Source organism: Micromonospora sp. HNM0581 (assembly GCF_012726175.1).
Lineage (GTDB): Bacteria > Actinomycetota > Actinomycetes > Mycobacteriales > Micromonosporaceae > Micromonospora.
In genome coordinates this window covers 31,564-57,828 of the sequence record NZ_JAASAD010000009.1, presented here as the reverse complement: position 1 = coordinate 57,828, position 26,265 = coordinate 31,564, and the positions used below count along the sequence as shown (strand labels likewise).

The 26,265-nt window shown below is 68.6% G+C and carries 27 protein-coding genes; 12 read left to right on the top strand and 15 right to left on the bottom strand.

The window, feature by feature from the left end:
- Positions 1-98 precede the first annotated feature (98 nt).
- The 4 genes from HCA58_RS13295 to HCA58_RS13280 all read right to left on the bottom strand — a co-directional run bounded on the left by HCA58_RS13295 (position 99) and on the right by HCA58_RS13280 (position 3,652).
- On the bottom strand, positions 99-773 hold the full coding sequence (locus HCA58_RS13295; protein ID WP_169598132.1) for a lytic transglycosylase domain-containing protein: 675 nt from the start codon (positions 771-773) through the stop codon (positions 99-101).
- 284 nt (positions 774-1,057) lie between these two features.
- Positions 1,058-2,473: a PhoH family protein gene (locus HCA58_RS13290; protein WP_169598131.1), complete on the bottom strand. Its 1,416-nt coding sequence runs from the start codon at positions 2,471-2,473 to the stop codon at positions 1,058-1,060.
- A 377-nt stretch (positions 2,474-2,850) separates the two neighbouring features.
- Positions 2,851-3,279: a hypothetical protein gene (locus HCA58_RS13285; RefSeq protein WP_169598130.1), complete on the bottom strand. Its 429-nt coding sequence runs from the start codon at positions 3,277-3,279 to the stop codon at positions 2,851-2,853.
- Positions 3,280-3,307: 28 nt separating this feature from the next.
- Positions 3,308-3,652: a hypothetical protein gene (locus tag HCA58_RS13280; RefSeq protein ID WP_169598129.1), complete on the bottom strand. Its 345-nt coding sequence runs from the start codon at positions 3,650-3,652 to the stop codon at positions 3,308-3,310.
- Between the two features lie 264 nt (positions 3,653-3,916).
- Between HCA58_RS13280 and HCA58_RS13275 the strand changes: the two genes are divergently transcribed.
- The 3 genes from HCA58_RS13275 to otsB all read left to right on the top strand — a co-directional run bounded on the left by HCA58_RS13275 (position 3,917) and on the right by otsB (position 5,823).
- A complete protein-coding gene (locus HCA58_RS13275) occupies positions 3,917-4,357 on the top strand; it encodes a helix-turn-helix domain-containing protein (protein WP_169598128.1) in 441 nt (146 codons plus the stop codon).
- 218 nt (positions 4,358-4,575) lie between these two features.
- Positions 4,576-4,929, top strand: coding sequence for a hypothetical protein (locus HCA58_RS13270; RefSeq protein ID WP_169598127.1), 354 nt, complete (start codon positions 4,576-4,578; stop codon positions 4,927-4,929).
- 69 nt (positions 4,930-4,998) lie between these two features.
- Positions 4,999-5,823, top strand: coding sequence for a trehalose-phosphatase (gene otsB, locus HCA58_RS13265; RefSeq protein ID WP_169598126.1), 825 nt, complete (start codon positions 4,999-5,001; stop codon positions 5,821-5,823).
- 34 nt (positions 5,824-5,857) lie between these two features.
- On the opposite strand, the gene HCA58_RS13260 is transcribed toward otsB, so the two are convergent.
- The 4 genes from HCA58_RS13260 to HCA58_RS13245 all read right to left on the bottom strand — a co-directional run bounded on the left by HCA58_RS13260 (position 5,858) and on the right by HCA58_RS13245 (position 10,660).
- A complete protein-coding gene (locus HCA58_RS13260; RefSeq protein ID WP_169598125.1) occupies positions 5,858-6,628 on the bottom strand; it encodes an isoprenyl transferase in 771 nt (256 codons plus the stop codon).
- Positions 6,629-6,659: 31 nt separating this feature from the next.
- Complete coding sequence (locus tag HCA58_RS13255) at positions 6,660-7,802, bottom strand: geranylgeranyl reductase family protein (RefSeq protein ID WP_169598124.1); 1,143 nt, start codon at positions 7,800-7,802, stop codon at positions 6,660-6,662.
- Positions 7,803-7,935: 133 nt separating this feature from the next.
- Positions 7,936-8,778: a hypothetical protein gene (locus HCA58_RS13250; RefSeq protein ID WP_169598123.1), complete on the bottom strand. Its 843-nt coding sequence runs from the start codon at positions 8,776-8,778 to the stop codon at positions 7,936-7,938.
- Positions 8,779-8,809: 31 nt separating this feature from the next.
- A complete protein-coding gene (locus tag HCA58_RS13245) occupies positions 8,810-10,660 on the bottom strand; it encodes a phosphoenolpyruvate carboxykinase (GTP) (RefSeq protein ID WP_169598122.1) in 1,851 nt (616 codons plus the stop codon).
- A gap of 426 nt (positions 10,661-11,086) precedes the next feature.
- Between HCA58_RS13245 and HCA58_RS23165 the strand changes: the two genes are divergently transcribed.
- Both HCA58_RS23165 and HCA58_RS13235 read left to right on the top strand, forming a co-directional pair.
- Entirely contained in the window at positions 11,087-11,614 is a 528-nt protein-coding gene (locus HCA58_RS23165; protein ID WP_205808514.1) for a GtrA family protein, read from the top strand.
- A 63-nt stretch (positions 11,615-11,677) separates the two neighbouring features.
- Complete coding sequence (locus HCA58_RS13235) at positions 11,678-12,379, top strand: GtrA family protein (protein WP_169598120.1); 702 nt, start codon at positions 11,678-11,680, stop codon at positions 12,377-12,379.
- Between the two features lie 42 nt (positions 12,380-12,421).
- Here the strand turns inward: HCA58_RS13235 and HCA58_RS13230 are convergent, their stop codons facing one another.
- On the bottom strand, positions 12,422-12,979 hold the full coding sequence (locus HCA58_RS13230; protein WP_169598119.1) for a PH domain-containing protein: 558 nt from the start codon (positions 12,977-12,979) through the stop codon (positions 12,422-12,424).
- A gap of 153 nt (positions 12,980-13,132) precedes the next feature.
- Positions 13,133-14,008, bottom strand: a complete 876-nt coding sequence (locus HCA58_RS13225; RefSeq protein ID WP_169598118.1) for a biotin--[acetyl-CoA-carboxylase] ligase — start codon at positions 14,006-14,008, stop codon at positions 13,133-13,135.
- Positions 14,009-14,083: 75 nt separating this feature from the next.
- On the opposite strand from HCA58_RS13225, the gene HCA58_RS13220 reads away from it, so the two are divergent.
- Positions 14,084-15,667, top strand: a complete 1,584-nt coding sequence (locus HCA58_RS13220; RefSeq protein WP_169598117.1) for an acyl-CoA carboxylase subunit beta — start codon at positions 14,084-14,086, stop codon at positions 15,665-15,667.
- A 163-nt stretch (positions 15,668-15,830) separates the two neighbouring features.
- On the opposite strand, the gene HCA58_RS13215 is transcribed toward HCA58_RS13220, so the two are convergent.
- From HCA58_RS13215 to HCA58_RS13205, 3 genes are all read right to left on the bottom strand, one after another.
- On the bottom strand, positions 15,831-16,571 hold the full coding sequence (locus HCA58_RS13215; protein WP_169598116.1) for a M50 family metallopeptidase: 741 nt from the start codon (positions 16,569-16,571) through the stop codon (positions 15,831-15,833).
- Positions 16,572-16,755: 184 nt separating this feature from the next.
- Positions 16,756-16,902, bottom strand: a complete 147-nt coding sequence (locus HCA58_RS13210) for a hypothetical protein (RefSeq protein ID WP_169598115.1) — start codon at positions 16,900-16,902, stop codon at positions 16,756-16,758.
- Between the two features lie 9 nt (positions 16,903-16,911).
- Positions 16,912-19,314: a serine/threonine-protein kinase gene (locus HCA58_RS13205; RefSeq protein ID WP_169598114.1), complete on the bottom strand. Its 2,403-nt coding sequence runs from the start codon at positions 19,312-19,314 to the stop codon at positions 16,912-16,914.
- A 92-nt stretch (positions 19,315-19,406) separates the two neighbouring features.
- Between HCA58_RS13205 and HCA58_RS13200 the strand changes: the two genes are divergently transcribed.
- The 6 genes from HCA58_RS13200 (at position 19,407) to HCA58_RS13175 (ending at position 24,240) form a co-directional block, all read left to right on the top strand.
- On the top strand, positions 19,407-19,619 hold the full coding sequence (locus HCA58_RS13200; RefSeq protein WP_169598113.1) for an acyl-CoA carboxylase subunit epsilon: 213 nt from the start codon (positions 19,407-19,409) through the stop codon (positions 19,617-19,619).
- Between the two features lie 101 nt (positions 19,620-19,720).
- Positions 19,721-20,224: a hypothetical protein gene (locus tag HCA58_RS13195; RefSeq protein WP_169598112.1), complete on the top strand. Its 504-nt coding sequence runs from the start codon at positions 19,721-19,723 to the stop codon at positions 20,222-20,224.
- A complete protein-coding gene (locus HCA58_RS13190) occupies positions 20,221-21,576 on the top strand; it encodes a hypothetical protein (protein WP_169598111.1) in 1,356 nt (451 codons plus the stop codon). The genes HCA58_RS13195 and HCA58_RS13190 overlap by 4 nt, the downstream gene beginning before the upstream one ends.
- Complete coding sequence (gene mycP / locus HCA58_RS13185) at positions 21,573-22,739, top strand: type VII secretion-associated serine protease mycosin (RefSeq protein ID WP_169598110.1); 1,167 nt, start codon at positions 21,573-21,575, stop codon at positions 22,737-22,739. The genes HCA58_RS13190 and mycP overlap by 4 nt, the downstream gene beginning before the upstream one ends.
- 181 nt (positions 22,740-22,920) lie before the next feature.
- Positions 22,921-23,577 carry a Maf family nucleotide pyrophosphatase gene (locus tag HCA58_RS13180; protein ID WP_169598109.1) on the top strand — a complete coding sequence of 219 codons (657 nt, stop codon included), beginning with the start codon at positions 22,921-22,923 and terminating at the stop codon, positions 23,575-23,577.
- A gap of 9 nt (positions 23,578-23,586) precedes the next feature.
- The gene (locus HCA58_RS13175) at positions 23,587-24,240 is read left to right on the top strand and encodes an O-methyltransferase (RefSeq protein WP_169598108.1); all 654 of its coding nucleotides are present in this window, start codon (positions 23,587-23,589) and stop codon (positions 24,238-24,240) included.
- Positions 24,241-24,399: 159 nt separating this feature from the next.
- Here the strand turns inward: HCA58_RS13175 and HCA58_RS13170 are convergent, their stop codons facing one another.
- Together HCA58_RS13170 and HCA58_RS13165 are read right to left on the bottom strand one after the other, a co-directional pair.
- Positions 24,400-25,155, bottom strand: a complete 756-nt coding sequence (locus HCA58_RS13170) for an ABC transporter permease (RefSeq protein ID WP_169598107.1) — start codon at positions 25,153-25,155, stop codon at positions 24,400-24,402.
- Positions 25,156-25,172: 17 nt separating this feature from the next.
- Entirely contained in the window at positions 25,173-26,132 is a 960-nt protein-coding gene (locus tag HCA58_RS13165; RefSeq protein WP_169598106.1) for an ATP-binding cassette domain-containing protein, read from the bottom strand.
- Positions 26,133-26,265: the final 133 nt, after the last annotated feature.

The window sequence follows — 26,265 nt, the reverse complement described above, 5'->3', positions numbered from 1 at the left end:
CAACAGCTATCAGCAAACTCCCACGGCCGCCACTTTTCCCGGTACCAGCCACACAGTGGCGGGGCGCCGTCCGCCGCGCCCCACCACCGTGGTTCAGCTCAGTAGTAGCCGTTGCTCTGCGAGTGGTTCCACGCCGCGCAGGGAGTGCTGTAGCGGCCCTTGATGTAGCCGAGCCCCCACTTGATCTGGGTGACCGGGTTGGTTTCCCAGTCGTCTGCGACCGAGGACATCTTGTTGCCCGGGTACGCCTGCGGGATGCCGTACGCCCCGGAGGAACTGTTACGGGCCTTGTGGTTCCAACCGCTTTCCTTGTTCCACAGCTTGTCCAGGCAGGGAAACTGATCGATCTTTAACCCTGCGTCCATCATGAGTGCGCAGCCGACCTTGCGGTTGCCGCTGTACTCCTCGCAGGACTCGGGGATCGGACCGTCGTACGGCTTCGCGGCCCGGGCCGCAGCCTCCTTGGCAGCCTCCTCCTCGGCCTTTTTACGTGCCGCCTCCTCGGCCTTGCGCGCCTTCTCGGCGGCGGCCTTGGCCTGCTTCCTCACCTCGGTGGCTTGCTGCCGTACGGTGCGGACCTGGCGGGAGACGGACTCCTTCTGCCGGTATTCGACGTTCACGTCGATATCGCTCACGCTGCCGGCAACCTGGGCGCCGGGGCCTGAGCGCTGGGACTGGCGGTCCTCACTGAGGTAGAAACCGCCGGCCACGCCCACCGACAACAGCGCAACGGCTGCGGTGCGGGCGGCGAACCGGCTCCACGGCCGACTCACGAAGTGATCCCTTCGTCGGGGTCGAGGTCGCGGTGCACTCCGACCGCTCCTGGTCGTAGCGCACCACGGGCGCCCGTGGCCGGCGTGCCGGCCACCTGGATGCACCGCGTCGCCTCCCGGTGTCGTCCGCTCCGGCAACAGAGTCGCTAACGATCACCAGCGATGCGTCGGGTACATGGGCGCCCGTGGGACACGATCGCGCACAGTGAGGCTGATGGGAAACCACGGACTCTTAATGTGACGTGGGTCACACAAAAATCAACGCAATACCCCTAAACAAACCCTCAGGTCGGGACATCCTCCAACAGGTCCGTCACCATCGCGGCGATCGGCGACCGCTCCGAACGACTGAGCGTCACGTGCGCGAACAGCTGATGCCCCTTCAACGCCTCGATCACCGCAGTGACACCGTCGTGTCGACCGACCCGCAGATTGTCCCGCTGCGCGACGTCGTGGGTGAGGACCACCCGGGAGCCCTGGCCGATCCGCGAGAGCACCGTCAACAACACCCCACGCTCCAGCGACTGTGCCTCGTCGACGATGACGAAGGCGTCGTGCAGGCTCCGCCCCCGGATGTGAGTGAGCGGCAACACCTCCAGCAGACCGCGTGAGGTGACCTCCTCCAGCACGTTCTCGTGCACCACCGCGCCGAGGGTGTCGAAGACCGCCTGAGCCCAGGGCGACATCTTCTCCGACTCCGAGCCAGGCAGATAGCCCAGCTCCTGCCCGCCGACGGCGTACAACGGCCGGAAGACGATCACCTTCTTGTGCCGGCGACGCTCCATCACCGCCTCCAGCCCCGCGCACAGCGCCAGAGCGGACTTTCCGGTGCCGGCCCGGCCACCGAGCGACACGATGCCTATCGACTCGTCGAGCAGCAGATCGAGCGCGACCCGCTGTTCGGCCGAACGTCCGTGTACGCCGAACGCCTCCCGGTCACCACGGACCAGCCGCACCGTCTTGTCCGGTAGCACCCGGCCGAGCGCCGAGCCCCGGGACGAGTGCAACACCAGACCGGTATGGCAGGGCAGGCCCGCCGCCGCGTCCACGTCGATGACATCTCCCGCGTAGAGCCTGCCGATGTCGTCCTCGGTGAGCTCCAGCTCGGACATCCCCGTCCAGGTCGGGTCGCTGGCCTGACCGTGCCGGTACTCGTCCGCGCGCAGCCCGACGGAAGCGGCCTTCACCCGCAACGGCATGTCCTTGCTGACCAGGGTCACCTCCTGCCCCTCGGCGGCCAGGTTCAGCGCGACGGAGAGGATCCGGGCGTCGTTGGACTCGTTGCGGAAGCCCGGCGGGAGCACCCCGTCATCGGTGTGGTTCAGCTCCACCCGCAGCGTGCCACCGACGTCGTTCGCGGGAACCGGCCGGTCGAGCCGGCCGTGGCGCACCCGCAGCTCGTCGAGCATGCGCAGGGACTGACGCGCGAACCAGCCCAACTCCGGGTGGTGCCGCTTGCCCTCCAGCTCGGAGATCACCACCAGCGGAAGCACCACCTCGTGTTCGGCGAAGCGATGAAACGCCGCCGGGTCACTCAGCAGTACCGAGGTGTCCAGCACGAAGGACTGGCCCGCTGGTCGAGGCTCCCTGGGGTCGGCCGAACCGGCTGCCGCCGTACGGCGGCTCCGGGTGCTGCGGCGGGTCGTGGTAGTCGCGGCCGGGCCCTGGTCGGCACCGGCGGTCGTACGGCGAGTCGTCACAGGCCTGCTCCGGCGGATGGGCACCCGGCCATCCGCGGTCCGCCTCCTCCGGATGCCCGGCTGACACGGGGTCGGATGCGGGCCCCGTGCGCGAGGTCGCAGGCCGGGCGGGCCGGCTGGCTCGGGACAACCCCGCGCCATGCCTAGACGCTAGCTCTCCGCACCCGTCGCGGCTAGTGGTCGTTCGTGAACGGGTGCCGGCGAGCGGTTTCGGACCCAACCTGTAAGGGCCGATGCGGTGAACCGGCCGGGATGCATGCCCCCTGCGCGCATCCCGGCCGGTGGGGCCACCGCCAACGATTCGACGTGACCCCGGCGGCGCAGCCCGCAGGGCGTACGCGCCGCGCTGTGCACGGGCCTGGCGCCCGTCGACCGGTTCACCCGGTCCGTCGGACCAGGGTGCCGGTCGGGTTCCGCCCGGTGGCCGAAGCGGCCGACTCTCCGAAGGACCGACCGGTGTAGGTGGTACCCGGGCGCGCGGCGGCAGTGTCCTCGATTTCACCCGACGGTCCATCGGTACGCAGGGCCGGAGCTGACGTGCCCGTACCGCGTGGCTGAAGCGGGTGCACGGTGGCCGCGAACCGAGCGGGAGACGGCGGGGGCCCGGTGACGGCGAGTGCCGAGGCGATGGCCGCCTGGGCGTCCCGACGGCGCCGGTTCCATGCGCCACGGTCTCCGTCGAAGTAGCCCTGCCGGTAGCCGAAGCGGTAACCGATCCGGTAGCTGAGCTGCCCGTGCAGCCGGCCGGCGGCGTAGCTCGTCGCCGCGAGCACGAGTACGAGGAAGATCGCCAGGAACGGGCTCATCCGGCGGCCCCAGGGTGCCGCGCGGCCCTCATCGTTCCTCCGGCTCGATGCTGGTGGGGTCGACGGCCAGGAGCCGGTCCAGGTCGTCGGTGCCGATCTCCTCCACCAGTTCGACGCTGATCCGGCAGCCGTCCATGACCACCTCGGCCATCGAGGAGCGGCGGATCTCGCCACCGGCGTCGTAGACCCGGACACTCAGTTCCGGGCAGCCGAGGTGGGTCCGCCAGGCATTCCACTCGGCCCGGTCCCCCACGCTCAGCGACAGGTGGCGGCAGCCTCGGGCGAGGTAGACGCGCCAGGGCGCGCTGAGCCCGGCGGCGACCCCCTCGGCCACCAGGCTGAACGCCTGGGCGCGGGTAGCGAGTTCGGTCACCGCGCCTCCCTCGCACCGGGCGCGTGACGCAGGTGAGCACTGAACGTCTCATACACGCGACACACCGTAGGTTGTCCCATGGGCGTGACAGTATCAGCTTTTCGTCCGTTTGCCTCCACACCTACGCACATCTATCCTGCCCAGGTGAGACCCCTCATGAAAAGCCCCGGACCCCCCTCCGGTCATACCGGATCGTCGTCACGCAAGCGTGACAGACGCGTGGCAGTTGCCGCTACCAAGGCTCAACGGTCGTACGGTCACGAGGTGACCGAGACGGCCAACGCGCGGAAGATTGCCTTCGCCACCTTCGTCCGACGCGCCCTCGACGAAGCCCGCGCGACCCGGGCCTGGAGCGGCACCGAAGTCTCCCGACGTACCGGCGTCTCACGGCAGACCATCAACCGGTGGGTACGCGGCGACTGGGCAAGCGACCCGGAGGCCGAACGGGTGGTTGCCTTCTGCGAGGGCCTCGGGCTCGACCCGACCGTCGCCTTCGCGGCGCTGGGCTGGGAGCGGACAGCCACCCGACGGACCTCCACGTCACCACCGCCGATGGACCCCGACGTCGAGGCACTGCTCCGCCGACTGGTGGACCCCGACGTCTCGGACGCGGAGAAGTTCCACATCCGGGAGACCATCCGCTACCTCGCGTACCGCCCGACCCTGCCGCTCGGCGCCCAGAAACGAGGGGACGCCGCGAGCTAGCGCGGTGCAACGGTGTCCCCGCCGGGGCCGACGGCGAAGACCGGCAGGTCCGTCACAGTTCCTCAGATGGCGAAAGAACGGCAGGACAGCCTCATTCGTTTCGCTACGTGGCGGGATCGGACACGCTAGCGTCCGTATTCGTACTGCTTGGGCTCGTCGTCGGCGGGGGGACGGGACAAGGCCGAACCCAGCCCTGCGGGACAGAAGGGGGTCTCCCCATGACCCTGAAATGGTTGGCTGTCATGGTCGCGACGGTCTCGGTGACGCTGTGCATCACCGGTAACGCGGTGACCCTGACCCTCAACGGCGGGCAGCTTCCACTGCTCGTCAACCTTTTCGCGCTCACCGCCGCGGGCACCGCAGTGGTCCTCGCTGTCGTTGCCGAGCTGCACGACCGGCTCAACGACCGGCTCACCGCGCTCACCGAGTTCCTTGTGGAACGGCTGCGGGAGATCGAAGCGCACGCCGGCGACCGCAACTCCGGCTTCGTGGAGGGCTACCTGCTCAGCCACGGCCAGGAAGCGGCGGTGGTGCCGTTCGGTCGCCGGGGACGTGGAGCCGCCGAACGCTGAGTAACGCCCGTCACCCACAGCGGATTCACATCAGGATTGAGTAGTCGAACCCGGGGTACGCTGTCGCGCGTGCCGCCGTTGAATCTGGGCAACCAGCAGCCGAAGACCCCCCTGAACGCCGACCAGGCCTGGCGGGAAACCGCCGACCGGGCGGCCGAGACCGTCCTCTTCTTCGACTTCGACGGCACCCTCGCGCCGGTCGCCGACGATCCGACGCAGGTCCAGCCCGCGCCGAAGGTACTGACCGCCATCGCGACACTCGCCACCGTCGTGCGACGCATCGCGATCGTCTCGGCCCGGCCGGTGGATTTCCTGCGCGAACACTTCGATGGGCTCACCGGAGTCGATCTGTACGGGCTCTACGGCCTGGAACACAGCCACTCCGGCGGCGCTACGGTCACCGAACCGGCCGCCCTGCCGTGGGTGCCCACAATGGCCGAACTCGCCGAACTCGCCCGCGCCGAGCTGCCCCCCGGCACCCTCGTGGAATACAAGCGGCTGTCGGTCGCCCTGCACTGGCGTACCACGCCGCAGCTCGCCACCACCGTCGAGCGGTGGGGCCGGGAACAGGCCGAGCGCCTCGGCCTGCGGGTGCAGGTCGGGCGGATGGTCCTGGAGATCAAGCCACCGGTCGACCGGGACAAAGGCATGGTGATCGACGAACTGGTGCGGGGAGTTCGCGCGGCCTGGTACTTCGGCGACGACGTTTCCGACATCAAGGCCTTCGCCGCGCTGCGGGGCCGCGCCGCCGCAGACCCCGACTTCCTCGGGGTCTGCGTCGCCGTCGCCAACCCGGAGACCGGTGCCGAAGTCGCCGAGGCCGCTGACCTCACCATCGACTCCCCCGCCGACCTGGGGGACTTTCTCACCGGAGCCACCCACCACCTCACCTGAGCGGCGGATGCTCCGTCTTGCACCGTGCCGTGGCTCAGACCCCGTAGCGGCGCTGACGGGTGGCGTACGAACGCAGCGCGCGGAGGAAGTCGACACGCCGGAAATCCGGCCAGTTGAGTTCGCAGAAGTAGAACTCCGAGTGCGCTGACTGCCACAGCATGAAGCCGGAGAGGCGTTGCTCCCCGCTGGTCCGGATGATCAGATCCGGATCCGGCAGACCCCGGGTGTACAGGTGCTCGGAGATGTCGTCGACGTCGAGCGACCCGGCCAGATCCTCAAGCGTGCCGCCGTTCGCCGCGTGCTCCAACAGCAACGAGCGGACCGCGTCGGCAATTTCCCGTCGCCCGCCGTAGCCGACGGCGATGTTCACCTGGGCGTTGCCGGTGCGTTCCCGGGTCCGTTCCTCGGCGGCCTTGAGCGCCGTCGCGAGGCGCGTCGGCAGCACGTCCAGCGCACCCACCATCCGCAGTCGCCAGGGATTGCCCTCCTCGGCCAGCTCGGTGGTGAGATCCTCGATGATCTGTAGCAGGGGATCCAACTCCGCCGCCGGACGCGAAAGGTTGTCGGTGGAGAGCAACCACAGGGTCACGTGCCCCACGCCGGCTGCGTCACACCACCGCAGCAGTTCCTTGATCCGCTCGGCGCCCATCCGGTGCCCGTCGTTCGGATCGACGAAGCCCATCTCCCGCGCCCATCTGCGGTTGCCGTCACACATCACGCCCACGTGGCGGGGCACCGGGCGACCCGCGAGCTTGGCCGTGAGCCGCCGCTCGTAGACGGAGTAGAGAAGTTTCCGCAGACTCATCACCTAGCAGGGTAGCGAGCCCTCGTACGGATCAGTGTGCCGGTGGCCGTTGCCGCACCGACAGGCCGAGGGCGATCAGGCCGAGCGTCCGGCCGTCCAGCAGACCATCGCCCAGTCCCAGCTCAGCCACCCTGCCGAAGACCAGTCCGTCCCGGCCGGCCGCCCGCACCGCCGCGTCCACCACCCGACGACGTCGGGCCAGCCACGCCGCCGCCGTACTGTGCCGCAGATGGGTGCCGAGCCGACGGCGCAGGGCTGCCGCGTACCGCCGTGCCGCCTGCTCCGGAGCACCGGCGGCGGCGCACCCCGCCAACGCACCGGACCGCAACGCGTAGAAGATCCCCTCGCCGGTGAGCGGGTTGACCAGCGAGTACGCGTCGCCGGCGAGCACCACCCGACCTCGACCCGGCACCGGGCGGAACGTGGACAGGGGTAGGTGATGGGCGCGCAGCGAGTCGACCGTCGCCGGATCGGTGCCCGGCAGCAGCGCGGACAGCCGATCGAGCAGATGTGCGCGGGTCAGCGACTCGCCCCGCAGCACCTCCCCGTACCCGACGTTCGCCCGGCCGTCGCCGATCGGGAACGACCAGGCGTACGCCGGCCAGCGGGTGGCCGAGGTGACGATGAGCTGGGCGGGCGGACCGGGCGGTGTGGGCGCGTACCCCCGGATGGCAAGCGCCAGGTGACGGTCCGGATTGGCCGGTTCGCCCAGCGCGCGGCGCACGACCGACCCGGCGCCGTCGGCGCCCACCACCACCCCCGCGGAGATCTCGCCGTCCAGCACCACCCGGTCGCCGCGCACCTCGACCCGGCGCACCACCCGCCGACCCAACGGCACGCCCTGGCGCATCGCCGCCGCGACCAACCGGGCGTCGAACACCTGCCGGGGCACGGTGTACGCGGGTCGGGGCAACGCCCGCGCCACAGCACCGCCGTCCGGCGCCACCAGCCGCAACGCCGACACCGGGGCGAAACCGGCCACCGCGTCACGCACACCCAGTTCGGCGAGTACGTCGAGTGCGTGCGCGGCGATACCGTCACCGCAGGCCTTGTCCCTGGGGAACACGGCCCGGTCCAACAGCAACACATCGGCGCCCGCCTGCCGGGCCGCCAGTGCGGCCGCCACCCCTGCGGGTCCGGCCCCGACCACCACCACGTCGAAATCGTCACGCACGGCGTTCTCCTCCCGCTCCGAACCGGAGCGTCACGTCTGCCTTCGTACCTGCCCCGCGAAGGCCCTGCGTCCGCTGCGGGACCCGACCTAGCCTGAAGGACCTACGAATGAGCCCGCACTGGTGTGACGGGTATCAGGCTGGGTGGGCGGCACGGTGGATGCCGTGGATCGTGAGCAGTGCGGCCACGACCAGAGGCGCACCGTCACGTAGCAGGCCGTCGACACCGAGCAGCCACCAGCACAACGGAAGATCGACAGCGAGCACGGCAACCGTGACGACGGTGAGCAGTGTGCCCGCCCAACGCCGGCCGCGCAGGAGGAAAGCCGTGCAGAACAGCACCAGATAGCTCGTCACGATTCCGGCACCCAGCCAGAGCAGCACGGCGGGCACGGCGAGCAACCGCCCGTCCAGGATCGCGGCGGCGGCGACCAGGGCCGGCACCAGCATCAGCGGGCTGTAGGTGAACGCCGCCACCCGGGCGGTCAGCAGCCACGCGCTCGCCTCCGGCCGGCTCGGTGGCATCTCCCGCCAGGAAATACCGGAGCGGTCGATCACCAGCCGCGACCGGTGCCTGACCAGGTGTCCGGCGAGCGCCGACGACCGGTACAGCAGCAGGACAACTGTCGCGCAGAGCCCGACGAGCAGAGCGAACCCGATCAGCCCGGGCAGTGATGGTACGCCCTGCCGGGGCACGATCAGCCGACCGACCGCGGCGACGGTGGTGACGACCAGGATCAGACCGAACGGACGGGCCACTGTCCGGCCGCGCCGCACATGCCCGATGAGCAGCAGGAAACCGAACGAGCGCAGCATCGCCCAGCCGGTGCGTACGGCGAGCCCGAAGCCCTGCTCCGGCGCGTACCACCAGTTGAGCACCTCCACCACGACGGTGGCCGCAGCCGTCACCGCCAGCAGTGGGGTCAGTGCCCGGACGGCGAACGGCCGCCGGACCTCGGTCTCGGCGGCCGTTCTCATGGAATCCGATGATGCCCGGATCCGGCGTCGGTCACACCCCCCGCTGCGGCTGCTCCGCGTCGAGACGGGCCCGGAGCGCATCCAGCTCGGCCCAGAGGACGCCGGGCAGTTTGTCGCCGAACTTGTCGAACCACTCGGTGACCAGCGGCAGTTCGTTCCGCCATTCGTCCGGGTCCACCTTCAGCGCGATGCGGACATCCTCCGGCGTCAGGTCCAGTCCCTCGACGTCGAGCGAGTCGAGGGTCGGAACCATCCCGATCGGGGTTTCGACGGCGTCCGCGCGGCCCTCGATCCGCTCGACGATCCACTTGAGCACCCGCGAGTTCTCACCGAAGCCGGGCCACAGGAAACCGCCCTCCGGGTCCTTGCGGAACCAGTTGACGTAGTACACCTTGGGCAGCTTCGACTCGTCGCCGTCGGCGCCCTTGCCCATCTCGATCCAGTGCCGGAAGTAGTCGCCACCGTGGTAGCCGATGAACGGAAGCATCGCCATCGGGTCACGACGGACCACACCGACGGCACCGGAGGCGGCTGCTGTGGTCTCCGAGGAGAGCGTGGCCCCCAGGTAGACGCCGTGCACCCAGTCCCGGGCCTCGGTCACCAGGGGAACGGTGTCGCGACGCCGGCCACCGAAGAGGATCGCGTCGATCGGTACGCCGTTGGGGTCGTAGTAGTCCTCGGCCAGGATCGGGCACTGGGTGATCGGGGTGCAGAACCGGCTGTTCGCGTGGGAGGAAAGGTTCTCGCTCTCCGGCGTCCAGTCGTTGCCCTTCCAGTCGATCAGGTGGGCCGGCGGTTCGCCCATGCCCTCCCACCAGATGTCACCGTCATCGGTGAGGGCGACGTTCGTGAAGATGGAGTTGCCCCGGTCCAGCGTCCGCATGGCGTTGGCGTTGGTCTTCCAGTCGGTGCCCGGGGCGACGCCGAACAGGCCGTACTCCGGGTTGACCGCGTAGAGCCGGCCGTCAGGGCCGAACCGCATCCAGGCGATGTCGTCGCCGATCGTCTCGACCTTCCAGCCGGGGATGGTCGGCTCCAGCATGGCCAGGTTGGTCTTCCCGCAGGCGGACGGGAAGGCACCGGCGATGTGGTAGACCTTCCCCTCCGGAGAGGTGATCTTCAGGATCAGCATGTGCTCGGCGAGCCAACCCTCGTCGCGTCCCATGACGCTGGCTATCCGCAGCGAGTAGCACTTCTTGCCGAGCAGCGAGTTCCCGCCGTACCCGGAGCCGAAGGACCAGATCTCGCGGGTTTCCGGGAAGTGGGAGATGTACTTGGTGTCGTTGCACGGCCAGGCGACGTCCTGCTGACCGGGGGCCAGCGGCACCCCGATCGAGTGCAGGGCGCGCACGAAGTCCGCGTCGTCACCCATGGCCCGCAGGACAGCGGCACCCATCCGGGTCATGATCCGCATCGAGGCGACCACGTACGGGCTGTCGGTAATCTCGACGCCGAACATCGGGCTCTCGGCTTCGACCGGGCCCATGCAGAACGGGATGACGTACATCGTCCGGCCACGCATCGAGCCGCGGTAGAGCTGCGTCATGGTCCGCTTCATCTCAGCCGGAGCCATCCAGTTGTTCGTGGGTCCGGCGTCCGCTTCGTCCACGGAGCAGATGAAGGTGCGCTCCTCGACCCGGGCGACGTCCGTCGGGTCGGTGCGGGCGTAGAACGAGTTCGGCTTCTTCTCGGGGTTGAGCCGGACGAGCGTGCCGGTCTCGACCAGCTCGTCGGTGAGACGACGCCATTCCTGGTCGGACCCATCCACCCAGACGACCTGGTCAGGGGTGGTCAGTTCAGCGACCTCACGGACCCAGGCGAGCAGTTTCGGGTGGGACGTAGGGGCCTGATCGATACCCCGAACGGTGGCCGGAGCAACCATGACACATCTCCTTGTGGTCGACGCTGACCTGTCTATGGAGTGCACGAGTCTCGGCGCCGCGTTGTGCGTCGCCTTCGTGGAAACCTGGGATTGGCCTCAGCGTAAACCGAGGGACCTCTCCCGTCAGTGGGACTGGTTGTGAAGAACTGCACAAGGTACGGTCACGCTGCGGCTTCACGAGCCTTTACCCGCTTTCACGCGCAGTTTCACGCAAATCCTCCGGGACCCTTCCGTCGACGGCAGCCGCACCGAGGCGGCGGAGATTCTCACGACCGGGAGTACCGAACCGGATATCGAAACCCGAACGCACATGTACCGTTACGTTCCGTCGACGCAGGTCCGTGCCCCCGCGACGGCGCGTCCCGCTACCGGTTGCTACCCGCTCCCGAGGCCGCCAACCGGTACGCTCGCACGGTGGCCGCCACAATGACAGGTGAGACAGACTCCCGGCAGACCCGCCGGGGTCTGGTTCGCACCCTGATCGACCGTTTCGGTCACCTCGTCCGGGAGATGAGCAAGTTCGCGACCGTCGGCGGGGTCGCCTTCCTCATCGACTTCGCCCTGTTCAACTACCTGATCGGGCCGCAGGGCGTGGAGCAGATCACCGCGAAGACGATCGCGACGGTCATCGCCGCGACCTTCGCCTTCCTGGGCAACCGGTTCTGGACCTGGCGGCACCGCAAACGCTCCCACCCGGCGCGGGAGTACGCCCTGTTCTTCTTCTTCAACACGGTTGGGCTGGGCATCGCGGTGGCCTGCCTCGCCATCAGCCACTACGGGCTCGGCAGCATCTGGCCGTCCGTCTTCCGGACCCCGCTGGCCGACAACGTCGCCAGCTTCGTCGTGGGCACCGGGTTCGGCACGCTGTTCCGATTCTGGTCGTACCGACGGTTCGTCTTCGTCGAGGCGGGAACACCACCGGTCGCGGAAGCGAACCAGGAACGCCGGGCGTGACCTGCCGCCCACCCGTCCGGTCGGAGCCAGCCGACCCCGACCCACAGCCCTAAGGTGTTGCACATGCCTCTCGTCCGTCTGCTGCCTGAGCGCTGGCAGAAGTTCATCCACGAGGCACTCAAATTCGGTCTGGTCGGCGGCGTCAACACGGTCATCAATTACGCCGTGTTCAACGCGCTGGCGCTCACGATTTTCGTCGACGGCCAACTCAAGGCCACCATCGTCGCCACCATCGTCGCCACCATCACGTCCTATCTGATGAATCGGCACTGGACGTACCGCGATCGTCCGAAATCGGCGATGCAGCGAGAATACGCCCTGTTTTTCCTTTTCAACGGTGCGGGGCTGCTCATCGAACTCGGTGTGCTCGCCGTCGCCAAGTACGGGCTGGGAGTGACCGGGTTGCTGGCGCTCAACATCGCGAAGACCGGTGGCGTGGTGCTCGCGACCCTGTTCCGCTTCTGGTCGTACCGCACCTTCGTCTTCCAGCCAGCCGCACCCGCCGAGGCGACGCAGTGGCACGGCCTGCCCCGCGACGAGTGGGACACCATGGCCGGGATGGACCCGGTAGCCGAGTTGGCCGAGTCGGTGACGGAGCTGGAAGAGAAGCAGAAGCCCGGGGCGGCTCCCCGACCGCTGCAGCCGAGGAACGCGACACTGCCCGACGAGGCCCCGCTGACGGCGGCGTTGGACGCCGAACTGGAGGCGGAGCTGGCTGCCCAGTTGCAGCCAGCTCCGGCCCGCCGCCGCTCCCGCCGCCGCTGACCGTCGCCGGCACAGACTGGTCCCGGTCGACCGGCCCCGGCGCTACGCCCCGGCGCTCTTGTCGCGCTCGCTGAGTACCTCGCGCAGTTCGTCCTCACCGAGCGAATGCCGGTCGTGGAACGCCTCCACCAGCTCGTAGAGCTTCGTCTGCACCCGGTCCACCTTCGGCACGTCGTGCAGCACGGACTGCCCGCGCTCACCAGCCGACTCGATGGTGAGGGTGCCGTAGCCGAGCACCCGACCGGCGAGCCGCTGGCTCATCGAATGGTCGTTGACCCGGCTCAGCGGGATGTCCCGACGCTCCCGGGACAGGACGCCGTGCTGAAGCACGACCCGCTCGTTGGTGAAGAGGTAGTGCGTGGTGCGCCAGGAGACGTACGGCCACACCGCCAGCACCAGCACGGCCAGCAGGGCCAGCCCGCCGAGCACCGCGAGGGTCACCGACCCGCCCCCGCCAGAGGGCAGGAACAGTACGCCGACCACCACCGCGGTGACGGCGAGCACCAGCACCGCCACCGGCCGGACCAGCGCCTTCCAGTGCGGATGCAGGTGCAGCACGACATGCTCATCCTCGCTGAGCACGTCCTCGGGGAACGCCACGGAAACCTCCTCGCAGGAACGGACGCGCAGACCGTAACCCCCCACCGCCACCGCCCCGCATCCGCCACGCGGCTCGTTACCCCCGACCCCCGGCCCGGCTGCAAGGTCGTGTATTCGGGGTGGCCCCGAATACAGCAGCGTGGGCGGGGCCGGTCAGCGGAGGTGACGGAGGTCGGCGGCAGCCAGGGAACGCGGACCGGAGGGGGTGGTGAGGACGAGCTGACCGTCACCGTCGACGCCGGTGGCGGTGCCGAAGACGTCCGTACCGTCAGGGAGCAGGGCGCGTACCTCCCGGCCGACGGTGCCGCACAACGCCAGGTACGCCTCACGTAGTCCACTGGCCGCCGCGTCCCCGCCGGCATCCCGCCACCTGGCGTACCAGTCGGCGACCGACCGGAGCAGGGCCCGCAGCAGCGGATCGCGGTCCGTGGCCACCGCGCCGGACAGTCGCAGCGAGGTGGCCGGCAGACCGGTCGGATGCTCCGGCAGCTCGTCGGCGCGCAGCGTCACGTTCAGCCCGATACCGACGACGACGGCCGGCAGATCACTCAGCCCCGGACCGGGCACCCCCTCGGCCAGGATCCCGGCGCACTTGGCACCCCCGATGAGCAGATCGTTCGGCCACTTCAGGGTCGCGTCCACCTCAGCCAACAGGGTCACCGCCTCGGCCAGCGCCACACCGGCCAGCAACGGCAGCCAGCCGTACCCCGCAGGTGGTGCCGGCGACCAACCCCGAGCCGGCACCGCCTCACCGGGCCGCAGCAGCACACTGGTGGCGATGCCGGCACGCGGCGGCGACTGCCAGACCCGCCCGCGCCGGCCCCGGCCGGCGGTCTGCCGTTCGGCCACCACGACCAGACCCTCCGGTTCCCCGGCCCGCGCAGCCTCAGCGACATCGGCGTTCGTAGAGCCGGTCTCCGTGCGCAACTCCAGCCGGGACCACGGGCCGTACGGCGCGACGAGCGCCCGACGCAGCCGGGCCACCGACAGCGGTGGACGATCAAGGTCGGTGTACGGCGAACCCGGCACCCCACCAGCCTACGGGTCGGTAGTTGAGGCGCAGTGCACAGCGGCGGCGGCCTGAACCATCGTTATATTCCCAGGGTGACTACCGAGACCGGGACCAACATCCACAGCACTGCGGGCAAGCTGGCGGACCTGGCACGACGGGTCGACGAGGCGGTGCACGCCGGGTCGGCCCGCGCCGTCGAGAAGCAGCACGCCCGCGGCAAGAAGACCGCCCGGGAACGCATCGAGCTGCTGCTCGACGAGGGGTCGTTCGTCGAGCTGGACGAGTTCGCCCGGCACCGGTCCACCAACTTCGGGCTGGACCGGACCCGCCCCTACGGCGATGGCGTGATCACCGGCTACGGCACGGTCGACGGTCGGCAGGTCTGCGTCTTCGCCCAGGACTTCACGGTCTTCGGCGGCTCCCTCGGCGAGGTCTTCGGCGAGAAGATCGTCAAGGTCATGGACCTGGCCATGAAGATCGGCTGCCCGGTCATCGGCATCAACGACTCCGGCGGCGCCCGGATCCAGGAGGGCGTGGCCTCGCTCGGCCTCTACGGCGAGATCTTCTTCCGCAACGTCCGGGCCAGCGGCGTCATCCCGCAGATCTCGCTCATCATGGGCCCGTGCGCCGGTGGCGCGGTGTACTCCCCCGCGGTCACCGACTTCACCGTGATGGTCGACCAGACCTCGCACATGTTCATCACCGGACCGGACGTCATCAAGACCGTCACCGGCGAGGACGTCGGCATGGAGGAGCTGGGCGGCGCCCGCACCCACAACAGCCGCAGTGGCAACGCACACCACCTCGCCACCGACGAGGCCGACGCGATCGACTACGTCAAGGCGCTCCTGTCCCACCTGCCCTCGAACAACCTGGACGAGCCACCGGTCTTCGAGGCACCGGCCGACCTGGAGATCAGCGACACGGACCGGGAACTGGACACGCTGATCCCCGACTCGGCCAACCAGCCGTACGACATGCACCGGGTGATCGAGCACGTGCTCGACGACGGGGAGTTCCTGGAGGTCCAGCCGCTCTACGCGCAGAACATGGTGGTCGGTTTCGGTCGAGTCGAGGGTCGGCCGGTCGGTGTGGTGGCCAACCAACCGATGCACTTCGCCGGCACCCTGGACATCGCGGCCAGCGAGAAGGCGGCCCGCTTCGTCCGCACCTGCGACGCCTTCAACATCCCGGTACTCACCTTCGTGGACGTTCCCGGTTTCCTGCCCGGCACCGGCCAGGAGTGGGACGGCATCATCCGCCGGGGCGCGAAGCTCCTCTACGCGTACGCCGAGGCCACTGTCCCGAAGGTCACCGTCATCACCCGTAAGGCGTACGGCGGGGCGTACGACGTAATGGGCTCCAAGCACCTGGGAGCCGATCTCAACTTCGCCTGGCCGACCGCCCAGATCGCGGTGATGGGCGCGCAGGGCGCGGTGAACATCCTCTACCGGCAGGAGTTGGCCGCCGCCGAGGACCCGGCGGCCATCCGCGCCGAAAAGATCGCGGAGTACGAGGACACCCTCGCCAACCCGTACGTCGCCGCCGAGCGCGGCTACGTCGACGCGGTAATCCCGCCGCACGAGACCCGTACCCAACTCGTCCGGGCGCTACGGGTGCTGCGGACCAAGCGGGAGACCCTCCCGCCCAAGAAGCACGGCAACATCCCGCTGTAGGTGCCACGACCGGGCTCTCTCGTTTGCCAGCGCGTCGGGAGGGCCCGCCAGCACGGTGGGTTGACAGCGACGCAGAGCCGGTCGGCTGCCACGGTCACCAGCCGGCGCAGCTCCGACTGACTCTCACCGGCGTGACAGGCAGGTTGCCGCCCGGCCGACGAAATCAGGTGAGGCCGGCCTCGGCGAGTAGCGGGCCGGCCAGCATCAGGCCGCCGGCCGTCAGCACGGCGAGGTTCACCAAACCGAAGAGGACCACCCAGAAGAACGCCGGCAGCGGGGTGATCCCGGCCAACTGGTCGGCGTCGGAGGCCGGCATGCCGCGCCGCGCACGCAGCCGCTGCAACTCCACCACCGGGCGTACGCCACCGAGCAGCAGGAACCACACCCCGGTCCACGCGAAGGCGGCCTGCACCTGAGGGCTGGCGTACCAGGAGACGGCGAGCACCGCGCCGCCGGTGACCACAAGCGTCAACGCACCGTAAAGATTTCGGATCATCACCAGCATGGCCAGCAGCAGGATCACCGCGATCCACAGCAGCAGGGTGATGCGGTTGCCGGCGAGCAACCATGCCCCACCCAGGCCCACCAGGGGCGGGGCCAGGTATCCGGCGAGCAGGGTGAGCACCATGCCGGGGCCGGTGGGCCGCCCGGCGGACAGGGTCAGGCCGGATGTGTCCGAGTGCAGCCGGATGCCGTGCAGCTTGCGTCCGGTGAGTACGGCGACGAGCGCGTGACCGCCCTCGTGGGCGATGGTGATCGCGTTTCGGGCGATCCGCCACGGCAGTCGGGTGACCACGACGAGCAGCGCGACCAACCCGGTGAGCACCACCAGCAGCGGAGGCGGATCGGGCTGCGCGCCGAGCAGGCGGTCCCAGAACTCGGTCATGCCCTCGATCGACACCATGAGGCGGGAGCCTACCGCCCACGTTCCGTCGCCGGCGCCGAGCCGGGTGGGCGTTCCGGTGTCGGTCGCGGGCCAACCGGTCATCTCGTGTGAAACTGAGGGCGTCCTTCGCTCGGAGCTGGCGTCAGGCTGCCGTCGTGCCGCACTCGGACCGCTGTCGCCGGGCCGTGCGTGACCACGAATCTCAGGCCCGCCGCCGTGCGGCCAACGTGACAGGCACACTCATCCCCGCGCTGCGGGACACACTGCCCCGGCGGGTGAGGTGCCGGCCGGCGAACGCGGCCCCGGCGAGCGTCACCAGGCTCAGCATGGTCGAACGGCCGGAGGCCATGCCTGTCGATCAGTCCTGACGGTCCGGCACGAACTCCCGGAAAATCATCTCGAAGTCGTCGAGTCGGGCGTCCCACTCCCGGTTCGGCACCTCCCAGCGCAGGGCGAAGCCGCGATTGCTGGCGGGGACGAAGGCACGGTTGCGGACCCGGAGTTCGACGCCGTCGCGGGTTTGATACCAGTCCCAGTCGGCGCAGGTCCGCCACTTGCAGTCGAACGACGAGATGCCGATCAGCCGGTAGTCTTGCACGCCACGGACATTCTTCCGGTCCGGCTCGATGCGTCTCCAGTCTGCCTCGGCATCGTCCTTCGGCGTGTCGGTCCGGTCGATCAGCAGCAAGCTGACGCCGTTCGGATCCCGGTAGGTGATCGAGGTACGGCCAGCGCTGCGTCGCCAGTCGTCGGGTACCGGCAGCTTGAAGCCCACCGGGTCGGTCCGCAGCGTCCAGCCCTCGGGCAGGCCACCGGCGGTTTGCGCAGGACTCGGCGAGGACGACGGGCTAGGTGACGCCGACGGGCTGGGTGACGCCGACGGGCTGGCGGGCGCGTCACTCGGTGGGACGGCCGGCTCCGAGCTGGCCGGCGGCGGTGCGCTGCTGGTGCCGGCGGTGGGAGGCAGGGTACCGCCGTCCTCGTCGCCGCTGGTGAGCAGCGGTACCGCCACCACCAGACCGAGCAGCAGCAGCGCCACCAAGGCGCCAACGAGCACCGCACGCCGGGTCCGCTCGGAACGGAACTGGCCGGCCTTGAAGACGTTTCCCCGGGTCGGGGCCGGGCTCACCGGTGCCGCCGGCATGGCCGAGGTCGGCTGCGACGGACGCCGCGTACCCTCGACCGCCGGCCGATCCGCCTGCGCGGCCCCGCCACCGGTCGTGCCGGCCTCCGTCGCGGTTGGCGTCGCTGCGGCGGACTCGCCCGCGGTGCCGGTGCTCTCCGTGGCGTCGGTGTTCGTCGCGGCCGGGCCTGCCGGCGCGGCGGCCCCAGGGTGAGCCTCGCCAGCCGTTACGCCGGTCTCCGTCGCGTCGACGCCCGGACCCGTCGGGCTCGGGTCGGTCCGGTCGCCGACTGTGGCGTCCGTTCCGATGTGGTCGTTCGGGGGCACGGCCTGCCCGTCGGCGGTGCCTTCCCCCTGCCCGCCGGCTGCTGCACCAGCGGTCGAGGCGGTACCCGCAGCGGTGTCCCGTTCGCCGGCCGGTTTCGACGTGGCAGTACCGGACCGGCCGTTGTCCAGGTCGTCCGGGGCGGCGTCCACCGGGCTGGTCGGTGAGACCTGCGCCGTCGGGTCGGCACCGGAGCTACCGCTCGCACCGGCGACGTTGGCCGTCGGCGCGGCATCGGCCCCGGCGACCTTCGTCGTCGGGTCGGCGGCCGAGCCGGGCTGGGTACCTGTCGAACTGTCGGCTGCGGCACCGGTTGCCGCCGCGCCACCGGCCAGCCCGGAGGTGGGTGGCGTACGAGGTGCCGGCGGGGTGACCGGGATCGACGGCCGCTCACCGGAGGGACGCGGCGCAGGCACCAACGGTAGGCGCGGCTCGCGCGGTCCGTTCGGCCCGGGCCGGCGTACGCCGTCGAGCAGCGAGATGCCCCGGGCCCGGCGCCCACTGGCCCGGCGCAGCATGCGCTCCGCCGACTCGGCGGTGATCCGCTCCTGCGGGTCCTTACGCAGCAGCCCGGCGAGCACCTGCTTGAGCGGGCCGGCGTTGCGGGCCGGCGGCACCGGCTCGGTGGCCAGCGCGGCCAGGGTGCTGATCGCCGAGGGGCGCGCGAAGGGGGACTTGCCTTCCACTGCGGCGTACAGGGTGGCACCGAGCGACCACAGGTCGGCCTCCGGGCCGAACGTGCCGTCCCGGGCGCGCTCCGGCGCGATGTACGCGGGCGAGCCGAGCACCATGCCGGTACGGGTGACGTTCGGATCGCCGGGAATCGTGGCCAGGCCGAAGTCGGTCAGCACCACCCGAGAGTCGATGCCGAGCAACACGTTGCCGGGCTTGACGTCGCGGTGCATGATGCCGACCTTGTGCGCGGCCTTCAACGCGTTCAGCACACCCAGACCGATCTCCACGGCACGCGCCGGCGACACCGGGCCGTCCTCGGCGATGGTGTCCTGCAACGACCGGGACGCCACGTACTCCATGACGATCCACGGATCGCCGTCGGTGCGGAGCACGTCGAAAATGCGTACCACGTTGATGTTGTTGAGCCGGGCGATGGCGCGTGCCTCGCGCAGCGAACGTTCGCGCATCTCGCGACGCTCGTCGCTGGTCAGGCCCGGCGGCGGCACCAGCTCCTTGATCGCGACGTCGCGGTGCAGCACCTCGTCGCGCGCCTTCCATACCCGACCCATGCCGCCCTGACCGAGCGGCGAGAGCAGCCGGTACCGGTCGGCGACGAGTGGGGGGGCAGCTTCTGACATCGCTGAGACGGTACCCGGCAGCGCGGACGGTCACACCGCCGGCACGCCACTGTGCGATGAAGGTTCGCCTCACCCACGCGTAACCTGAGGTCATGTCTGCCGAAGAGCCGCTGTTCCGGGTCGTACGCGGCGTGCCGAGCGCCGAGGAACTGGCCGCGCTGGTGGGCGTGGTAGCCGTACGGTCGCGTCCCGCAGCCCGGCCTGCGCCGGACCCGCCGTCGGTGTGGGCGCGCAGTGGCCGCCCGACGGGTGCGGCGCCGACGCCCGGTGCCGGCGCGTGGCGCGTCTCCTGCCTGCCACGCTGACCCAGTCTGGTTGGCGGCAGCGGTGTCCGGGGCTGCCGCAGGGGGCGTTCACCGTCTAATCTCACCCAGGGGAGCGAGCCCGTGACAGATTGGGAGGGCCGATGATCCCTGAGGAGGATCGGCAAGCATCCTGGCTACGAGGTTCTGGGGGCGTCGAGGCCGACATCCGTCAGCTACAGGACTTCGCCGACCGGCTTCGCGCCGATGTGGAGAGCAGTTACGCCCCGCACCTGCCGTACATCGCCGACGACATGCTCACCGCAGTCCCCAACCCGGCCGACGCGTTCATCGAGCTGGTGCAGTTCATGCGTACCCATTGGGAAACCCAACAGGCGACGACCAACGCGGTCTGGGGCGTCGGTGACGCCACTGGTCTCCTTGCGGACGCCGCCAAACTCGTGGCCGAGCAGTACGCCGACACCGACGCGTTCTCCGCCGCCCGGGTGGCCGACGTTCACCGGGCATTCGGGCAGTACGGCGGGCCCACACGAGATGTCGACGACGCACTCAGGCCGACCGCTCCACCGCCACCACCGACCGTCGGTTCGCCGTCACTCACCGACCCCACCGGCAACGACAACACCAACCCGGTGGTGGCGCCGTGAGGGAACCGGGCATCGGCCGCAGCGGCGGCCTCACCGACTGGCATCTGATGAACGTTGCCGACATGTGGGCCTGCCTGCACGGCCACCACACCGACAACCACTGGCGGCACGTCGCAGGCTGGCGCAAAATCGCCGAACTGGCCGGACAACACCTCGAACGGCTGCGGACCTACCGCGAGCACCTGGCCCACGCCTGGCCACCGGAGACCAACGCGGCCTCCCACGCCTACCTCGCCAAGCTCAACGAGCTGATCGACCAGGTGAACCATACGCGCGACGCCGCCGCGACCAACCAGACAGCCCTCTCCGCTGCGACCCAGGCCCTCAGCAGCAGCCGAGCCAAAATCGAAGAAATCCACGAAGAGTACGCCGACAAACTGCAACAGAAGCGGTCATGGGAACAGACCGCCGCCGACCCGAAAGCCGCCGCCGCCAGCCGCGCTATCCATCCACCGGTCACCGATGCCGAGCTGGAACGGTTGAACGTTCAAGCCCGCAACATCATGTACGGCCTGAGCATCGAACTCCAACAAGCCCAAACCCAACTCCGCCACCCTCCACTTACTCCCCGCACCAGCATCCAGACGAGCGATCCGGATGTGTATGCGACGAGCAGCCCACCCCCCTTAATTAATCCTATCGTTCCAGTTCCGACCGCCCCGGCACCAGCCGCCGGTAAACTACTTGCAAAACCACCTCGGGTTGAGCCAACCCAGACGGGTGAAAATGCCCAAAGTTCGACCGCTCGGAGATCGTCATTTCCGAGCAACCCTCCATCCGCTAAACCAACTGGCACAATTCCACACCTCGACACCACCACGGATTCCTCCCCGACGGCCTTGCCGAGCGATAATAGAAAGCCAATAATCTCTAAGAATGATCATGATATTCGCGGGTTTCCAGCCAGGCAGCCACCAAAGGTTACGGGGGCTACCCCGGTCCGCTCTACACCAACTAGTGGCCTAATCGGCGGACCACCGGCCGCAAGCCTTGACCATCCAACCTCACACAATGCATCCGCCAGGCCAACCCAGCCATTCGGCGGCTTGATCGGCGGCGGAGCAGCAGGAACAGCCCCCACCGGGGGTGCCGGTTCTAGACCGGGCGGAGGTAGAGGCATAGAGGGCATTCCTCTTTACCCTTCGAATGGGAGCCCACCCGGCGCATATCGAGTGACGGCGGCAGGCGAACAAAAAGGGCAATATACGCATTCGGTGTCCATCAACAGAGGTGCACGTAAGTGGAGCCAGGACGACCCTTGGAACACCGCAAGCGGCGTCCCCCCTATAGTGATTCCACCCGACGACGATGGACCGATTGACCCCGGCCCCGCCATAGGCCTGAACAGGTGAAGAGTCGGTCGGCGGCACTAACTCTTGCCACTATCGTTGCCCTCCAGACGCCGATCGCACTTCCTGTCAATCTACGCGGAAAGTCGGCATTAGGCGAGACTGACCGCATCCGTCGCGAACAGTGGCACCTTCGATATCTCGAAGTTGAGAAGGCGCATAAACTTAGTCGGGGCTCAGGTTCCGTCGTCGCTGTACCGGATACAGGAGTATCCCCCCATCCCGATCTACGAAATAACCTACTCTTAGGCGCAGATTTCATTCCTGGCGGCAAGGGGAACGGAAAACAGGATCGAGACAGCCACGGAACAGCGATGGCTGGCTTGATAGCGGCGCACGGAAAGGGCACCGATACAGGCGCCCTTGGCGTTGCCCCTGAAGCTAAAATTCTCCCCTTGTTTTGCATGCCAGCACACGGGACAGGCAAGCCCGATGCACTTGCTGATGCTATCGATTTTGCGGTCGATAGCGGGGTTGACGTTATCAGCATCTCAAGCGTAGGTGGCACTAGCCCAAAGCTATTTCAAGCACTTACGGCCGCCATTGCAGCAGATATAGTAGTCGTTGCAGGCGTCGGAAATAAGCCGAACAACTCAAGAGTGGGCTACCCGGCTTTACATCCTGGCGTCATTGCGGTCGCTGGCATTGATCACAATGGTCGACATGACTCAATCTCAGTCGCCGGTCCGGAAATAACCGTAGCAGCACCTGCTACAAACCTATACAGCACGAGCTATGACGGGCGTTACTCAAGAGGTACGGGGACTTCTGGGGCGGCGGCTATTGTGGCGGGGGCGGCGGCGTTGATTCGTGCCAAGTATCCGTATCTGCCCGCTGACGAAGTGGCTCACCGGCTCACTGCAACTGCGATCGACAAGGGGCCTCCGGGACGGGACGACCAGTACGGCTACGGGGTCATCGACTTGGTGGCTGCACTGACGGCAGACGTACCGCCGTTGGGTTTCGAGGCGGCGCGGACGACCGTGCCGGACGGGAATGGCTCTTCCACAGCGACGGCCGATGGTCCGCGTGGCGAAGAGGAGCGGAGGGCGAAAGTACGCGGTCTGGTCACGCTGGGGGTACTGGCGGCTGCAGGCGCCATTTGGGCGTTTGTAGCCCGACGCCGACGCCGCTCCGATGATCCGCCACCCCGGATCACTCACTGACCCGCCGCGCGCCGCATGCGGCTATGTCTCAATGGGATGCTTCGTGGGAGACTTGTTGCACCGCCGAGCCTCGCCGGGATCGGCAGCCGAGGACTGTCCGGAGGCGGCCGGGCGAGCCGGCGTCAAAGATGAGCACGAGATGCGCGGCGTGGTGGACTCGGGCAGGCGGTAACGTCGACGGGTGCCTGATGCCCTGCCGCTTCGCTTCGTGCTCGCCTCGGCGAGTCCCGCTCGCCGCAAAACCCTCCGGGCTGCCGGCATCGAACCAGATGTGCTGGTCAGCGGAGTCGACGAGTCTCTCGTAGTAACCGACCAGGCCGAAGACCTCTGCCTTGAGCTGGCCCGGCTCAAAGCGCAGGCTGTGCTCAGCCGGCTCCGCCCAACCGGACAGGAACGCACCCTCGTGCTCGGCTGCGACTCGGTGCTCGCCTTCGACGGAGAAATTCTCGGCAAGCCCAACAGCGAGGCTGACGCAACCCGGCGATGGGAACGGATGCGCGGCCGAAGCGGCGTGCTACACAGTGGTCACTGCCTCGTCCACATCGAAGCCGGGCGCCGCGCCGAAGCAGTCGCCTCCACCGTGGTGCACTTCGCCAGCATCAGCGACCAGGAGATTGCTACCTACGTTGCCACCGGCGAACCGCTGGCAGTAGCGGGCGCATTCACCATCGACGGGTTGGGTGGGCCCTTCGTCGAACGGATCGAAGGCGACCCGAGTACGGTCGTCGGGCTCTCCCTGCCGCTGTTACGGAAACTGCTGGCCGAACTGGACCTCAAGATCACCGATCTGTGGACGAAGGTCCCGCCGGGCAACCAGATCGTCGAACCACTCAACTAGGTTGCGCACATGACCCTGAAGTCAATTCCGCTCACCGACGACCTGCACCGGTACCTCGTAGCACACGGCACCCCGCCGGACGAAATCCTCAGTGACCTGGCTCGGGAAACGCTGGAGCTGCTACCCGAAGAAGCATCGATGCAGGTTGCGCCAGAACAGGCGGCCTTCCTGACGTTCCTGACCAGGCTGCTCGGCACCCGGCAAGCGGTGGAAGTGGGAACCTTCACCGGAATGTCGTCGCTGGCGATCGCCCGAGGGCTTCCCGAGGACGGGCAGCTGACCTGCTTCGACATCTCCGAGGAGTACACGAGCATCGCCCGTCGATACTGGGCCCGGGCAGGAGTCGAGGACCGGATCGAACTGCGCATCGGACACGCCAGCGACAAGCTACGCGAACTGCCGCGCGAAAGGTACCTCGACTTCGCATTCATCGACGCCGACAAGACCGGATACCCGATCTACTGGGCCGAACTGGTGCCTCGGATGCGGCCCGGAGGGGTCATCGCCATCGACAACGTCCTACGACACGGCCGGGTCGTAGCGCCGCAAAGCGCCGACGACCGGGCAATCGCCGCGTTCAACGACGACGTGGTGGCCGACGTGCGGGTAGACGCAGTGATGCTGCCCATCGCCGACGGCCTGACCCTCGCCCACGTGCACTGACACCACCGGTCAGCTCCGGTTGCGGCACGTCGCGGTTTCCCGCCGACGGGAAGCCCCGGCATGCCGCAACCCCGGCCTACCGAGACTCCGGGGCGCCTCGACCCCGGCCGGGATCGGGGTGGTCCGCTGGTGCGGAGCGGGGTGCGCCTGAGCTGGCAGTCAGCGGACGCTGCGGGCGAACTGGCGGGCGGCCCAGTAGACACCTGCTGCCGCGAGTACCGTGATGATGGCCAGCCCCTGCCAGACCCGGTCGTCGCCGATGTCGCCGCTGAACAGGGCCCGGGTGCCGTCGACCGCCCAGGAGAACGGATTCCACCTGGCCACTCCCTGCAGCCATCCCGGCGCGAAGGCGAGCGGCAGCAGGATGCCGGACAGCAGCAGCACCGGTTGGGCCACGGTGTTCATCAGCGGCGCCAAAGCGTTCTCGCTCTTCACCTTCAGCGCGACACCGTAGGAGACCGCCGAGGTCATGAGCGCGATCAGGGCGAGCATCAGATACGCCAACAGCAGGTCACCGATGAACACGCGCAGATCGAACAGCAGCGCGAGCAACGTGATGATGACGGCCTGGGCCATCAGCGACACCACATCGCGTAGCGATCGGCCGAGCAGCAGTGCGAGCCGGCTCACCGGGGTCACCCGGGAACGTTCGATGACCCCGGCCCGCAGCTCGGCGATGAGGCCGAAGCCCTGGAACAGACCACCGAAGATTGCCAGCAGAACCAACAGACCAGGAACGAAGATCTTGTACGCCTCGGCCTGGGTGGCAGCGCCCAGGGCCGGCTTGAGCAGTGGGGCGAACAGCAGCAGATACATCACCGGCTGGAAGACGCCGACGAAGACCCATACGGGATTACGCAGCAGCAGGTGCAACTGCCGCTGAAAGATCAGCCAGGTGTCGCGGGCGAGCTTCATGGTGTCTCCGAATCGGGTCAGGACTCGCGCAGCGAGCGGCCGGTCTTGGTGAGGAAGACGTCGTCGAGGCTCGGGCGGTGAAGCTCGATCGACCTGAGGTCGAGCCCAGCCGCATCGACCCGGCGCAGGATCCGCGGGATGGCCGTGGCGCCCTCGTCGACGAAGAGCCGCAGCCCACCCTCGTCGAGCGGTTCGAGGCGGTTCACGTATTCCTCGCCGTCGAACAGCTTCTCAGCCTCACCGGTGGCGGTGACGTCCAGGCCGACCTGGACCACGTCACCAGAAATCTCCCGCTTGAGGTCGGTCGGCGTCCCCTCGGCGACCACCTCGCCGTGATCCATGATGGCGATGCGATCGCAAAGCGCGTCGGCCTCGTCGAGGTAGTGGGTGGTGATGAAGACCGTCATCCCGTCGGCGCGCAACCGGCGGATCTCATCCCACATGTGTGCCCGGCTCTGCGGGTCGAGCCCGGTGGTGGGCTCGTCCAAGAAGACGATCTTCGGCTCGTGGATGATGCCGAGCGCGATCTCGACCCGGCGCCGCTGGCCACCGGAGTACGTCTTGCACTTACGGTCAGCGAACTCGGTGAGTTGGAACGCCTCAAGCGCCCGAGCCGCCCGCCGCAGTGCCTCAGCCTTACCGATGCCGTACATCCGGGCGTGGAGTACCAGTTCCTCGCGGCCGGTGGAGTCGTCCCAGGTGCTTCCGCCCTGGGCGACGTAGCCGATCCGGCGACGAACCCCGCCCGGGTCCTTGAGCAGGTCGGCGCCGGCGATGGTGGCCTCGCCCCCGTCGGGCTCGATCAGTGTCGCCAGCATCCGCAGCGTGGTGGTCTTGCCGGCGCCGTTCGGGCCCAGGAACCCGAAGATCTCACCGGCTGGGACATCCAGGTCGACACCGCGTACCGCTTCGACGGTCTTCGTCTCCCGACCGGCCCGGCTGCGGAACGACTTCCTCAGCCCTCTGGTCTCGATCATGTCCTGCTCCCCGCTCGTGGCCTGTGTCGGTGACAATCCTCGCCGGCACTCGATCACATGCCTACGACACCACGCCACCTATAAATCGGACCGGCAGTGCGTCACCCCACACTGAGCGATCGTTAAGGTCGGT

Coding starts and splice junctions, on each gene's coding strand:
- HCA58_RS13235 (WP_169598120.1), top strand. CDS start 11,678: ATGCCTCTCGTCCGTCTGCTGCCTGAGCGCTGGCAGAAGTTCATCCAC.
- HCA58_RS13175 (WP_169598108.1), top strand. CDS start 23,587: ATGACCCTGAAGTCAATTCCGCTCACCGACGACCTGCACCGGTACCTC.
- HCA58_RS13165 (WP_169598106.1), bottom strand. CDS start 26,132: ATGATCGAGACCAGAGGGCTGAGGAAGTCGTTCCGCAGCCGGGCCGGT.
- HCA58_RS13200 (WP_169598113.1), top strand. CDS start 19,407: ATGTCTGCCGAAGAGCCGCTGTTCCGGGTCGTACGCGGCGTGCCGAGC.
- HCA58_RS13250 (WP_169598123.1), bottom strand. CDS start 8,778: ATGAGAACGGCCGCCGAGACCGAGGTCCGGCGGCCGTTCGCCGTCCGG.
- HCA58_RS13285 (WP_169598130.1), bottom strand. CDS start 3,279: ATGAGCCCGTTCCTGGCGATCTTCCTCGTACTCGTGCTCGCGGCGACG.
- HCA58_RS13260 (WP_169598125.1), bottom strand. CDS start 6,628: ATGAGTCTGCGGAAACTTCTCTACTCCGTCTACGAGCGGCGGCTCACG.
- HCA58_RS13210 (WP_169598115.1), bottom strand. CDS start 16,902: ATGGCCTCCGGCCGTTCGACCATGCTGAGCCTGGTGACGCTCGCCGGG.
- HCA58_RS13205 (WP_169598114.1), bottom strand. CDS start 19,314: ATGTCAGAAGCTGCCCCCCCACTCGTCGCCGACCGGTACCGGCTGCTC.
- HCA58_RS13245 (WP_169598122.1), bottom strand. CDS start 10,660: ATGGTTGCTCCGGCCACCGTTCGGGGTATCGATCAGGCCCCTACGTCC.
- HCA58_RS13270 (WP_169598127.1), top strand. CDS start 4,576: ATGACCCTGAAATGGTTGGCTGTCATGGTCGCGACGGTCTCGGTGACG.
- HCA58_RS13215 (WP_169598116.1), bottom strand. CDS start 16,571: ATGGTGTCGATCGAGGGCATGACCGAGTTCTGGGACCGCCTGCTCGGC.
- HCA58_RS13170 (WP_169598107.1), bottom strand. CDS start 25,155: ATGAAGCTCGCCCGCGACACCTGGCTGATCTTTCAGCGGCAGTTGCAC.
- HCA58_RS13195 (WP_169598112.1), top strand. CDS start 19,721: ATGATCCCTGAGGAGGATCGGCAAGCATCCTGGCTACGAGGTTCTGGG.
- HCA58_RS23165 (WP_205808514.1), top strand. CDS start 11,087: ATGACAGGTGAGACAGACTCCCGGCAGACCCGCCGGGGTCTGGTTCGC.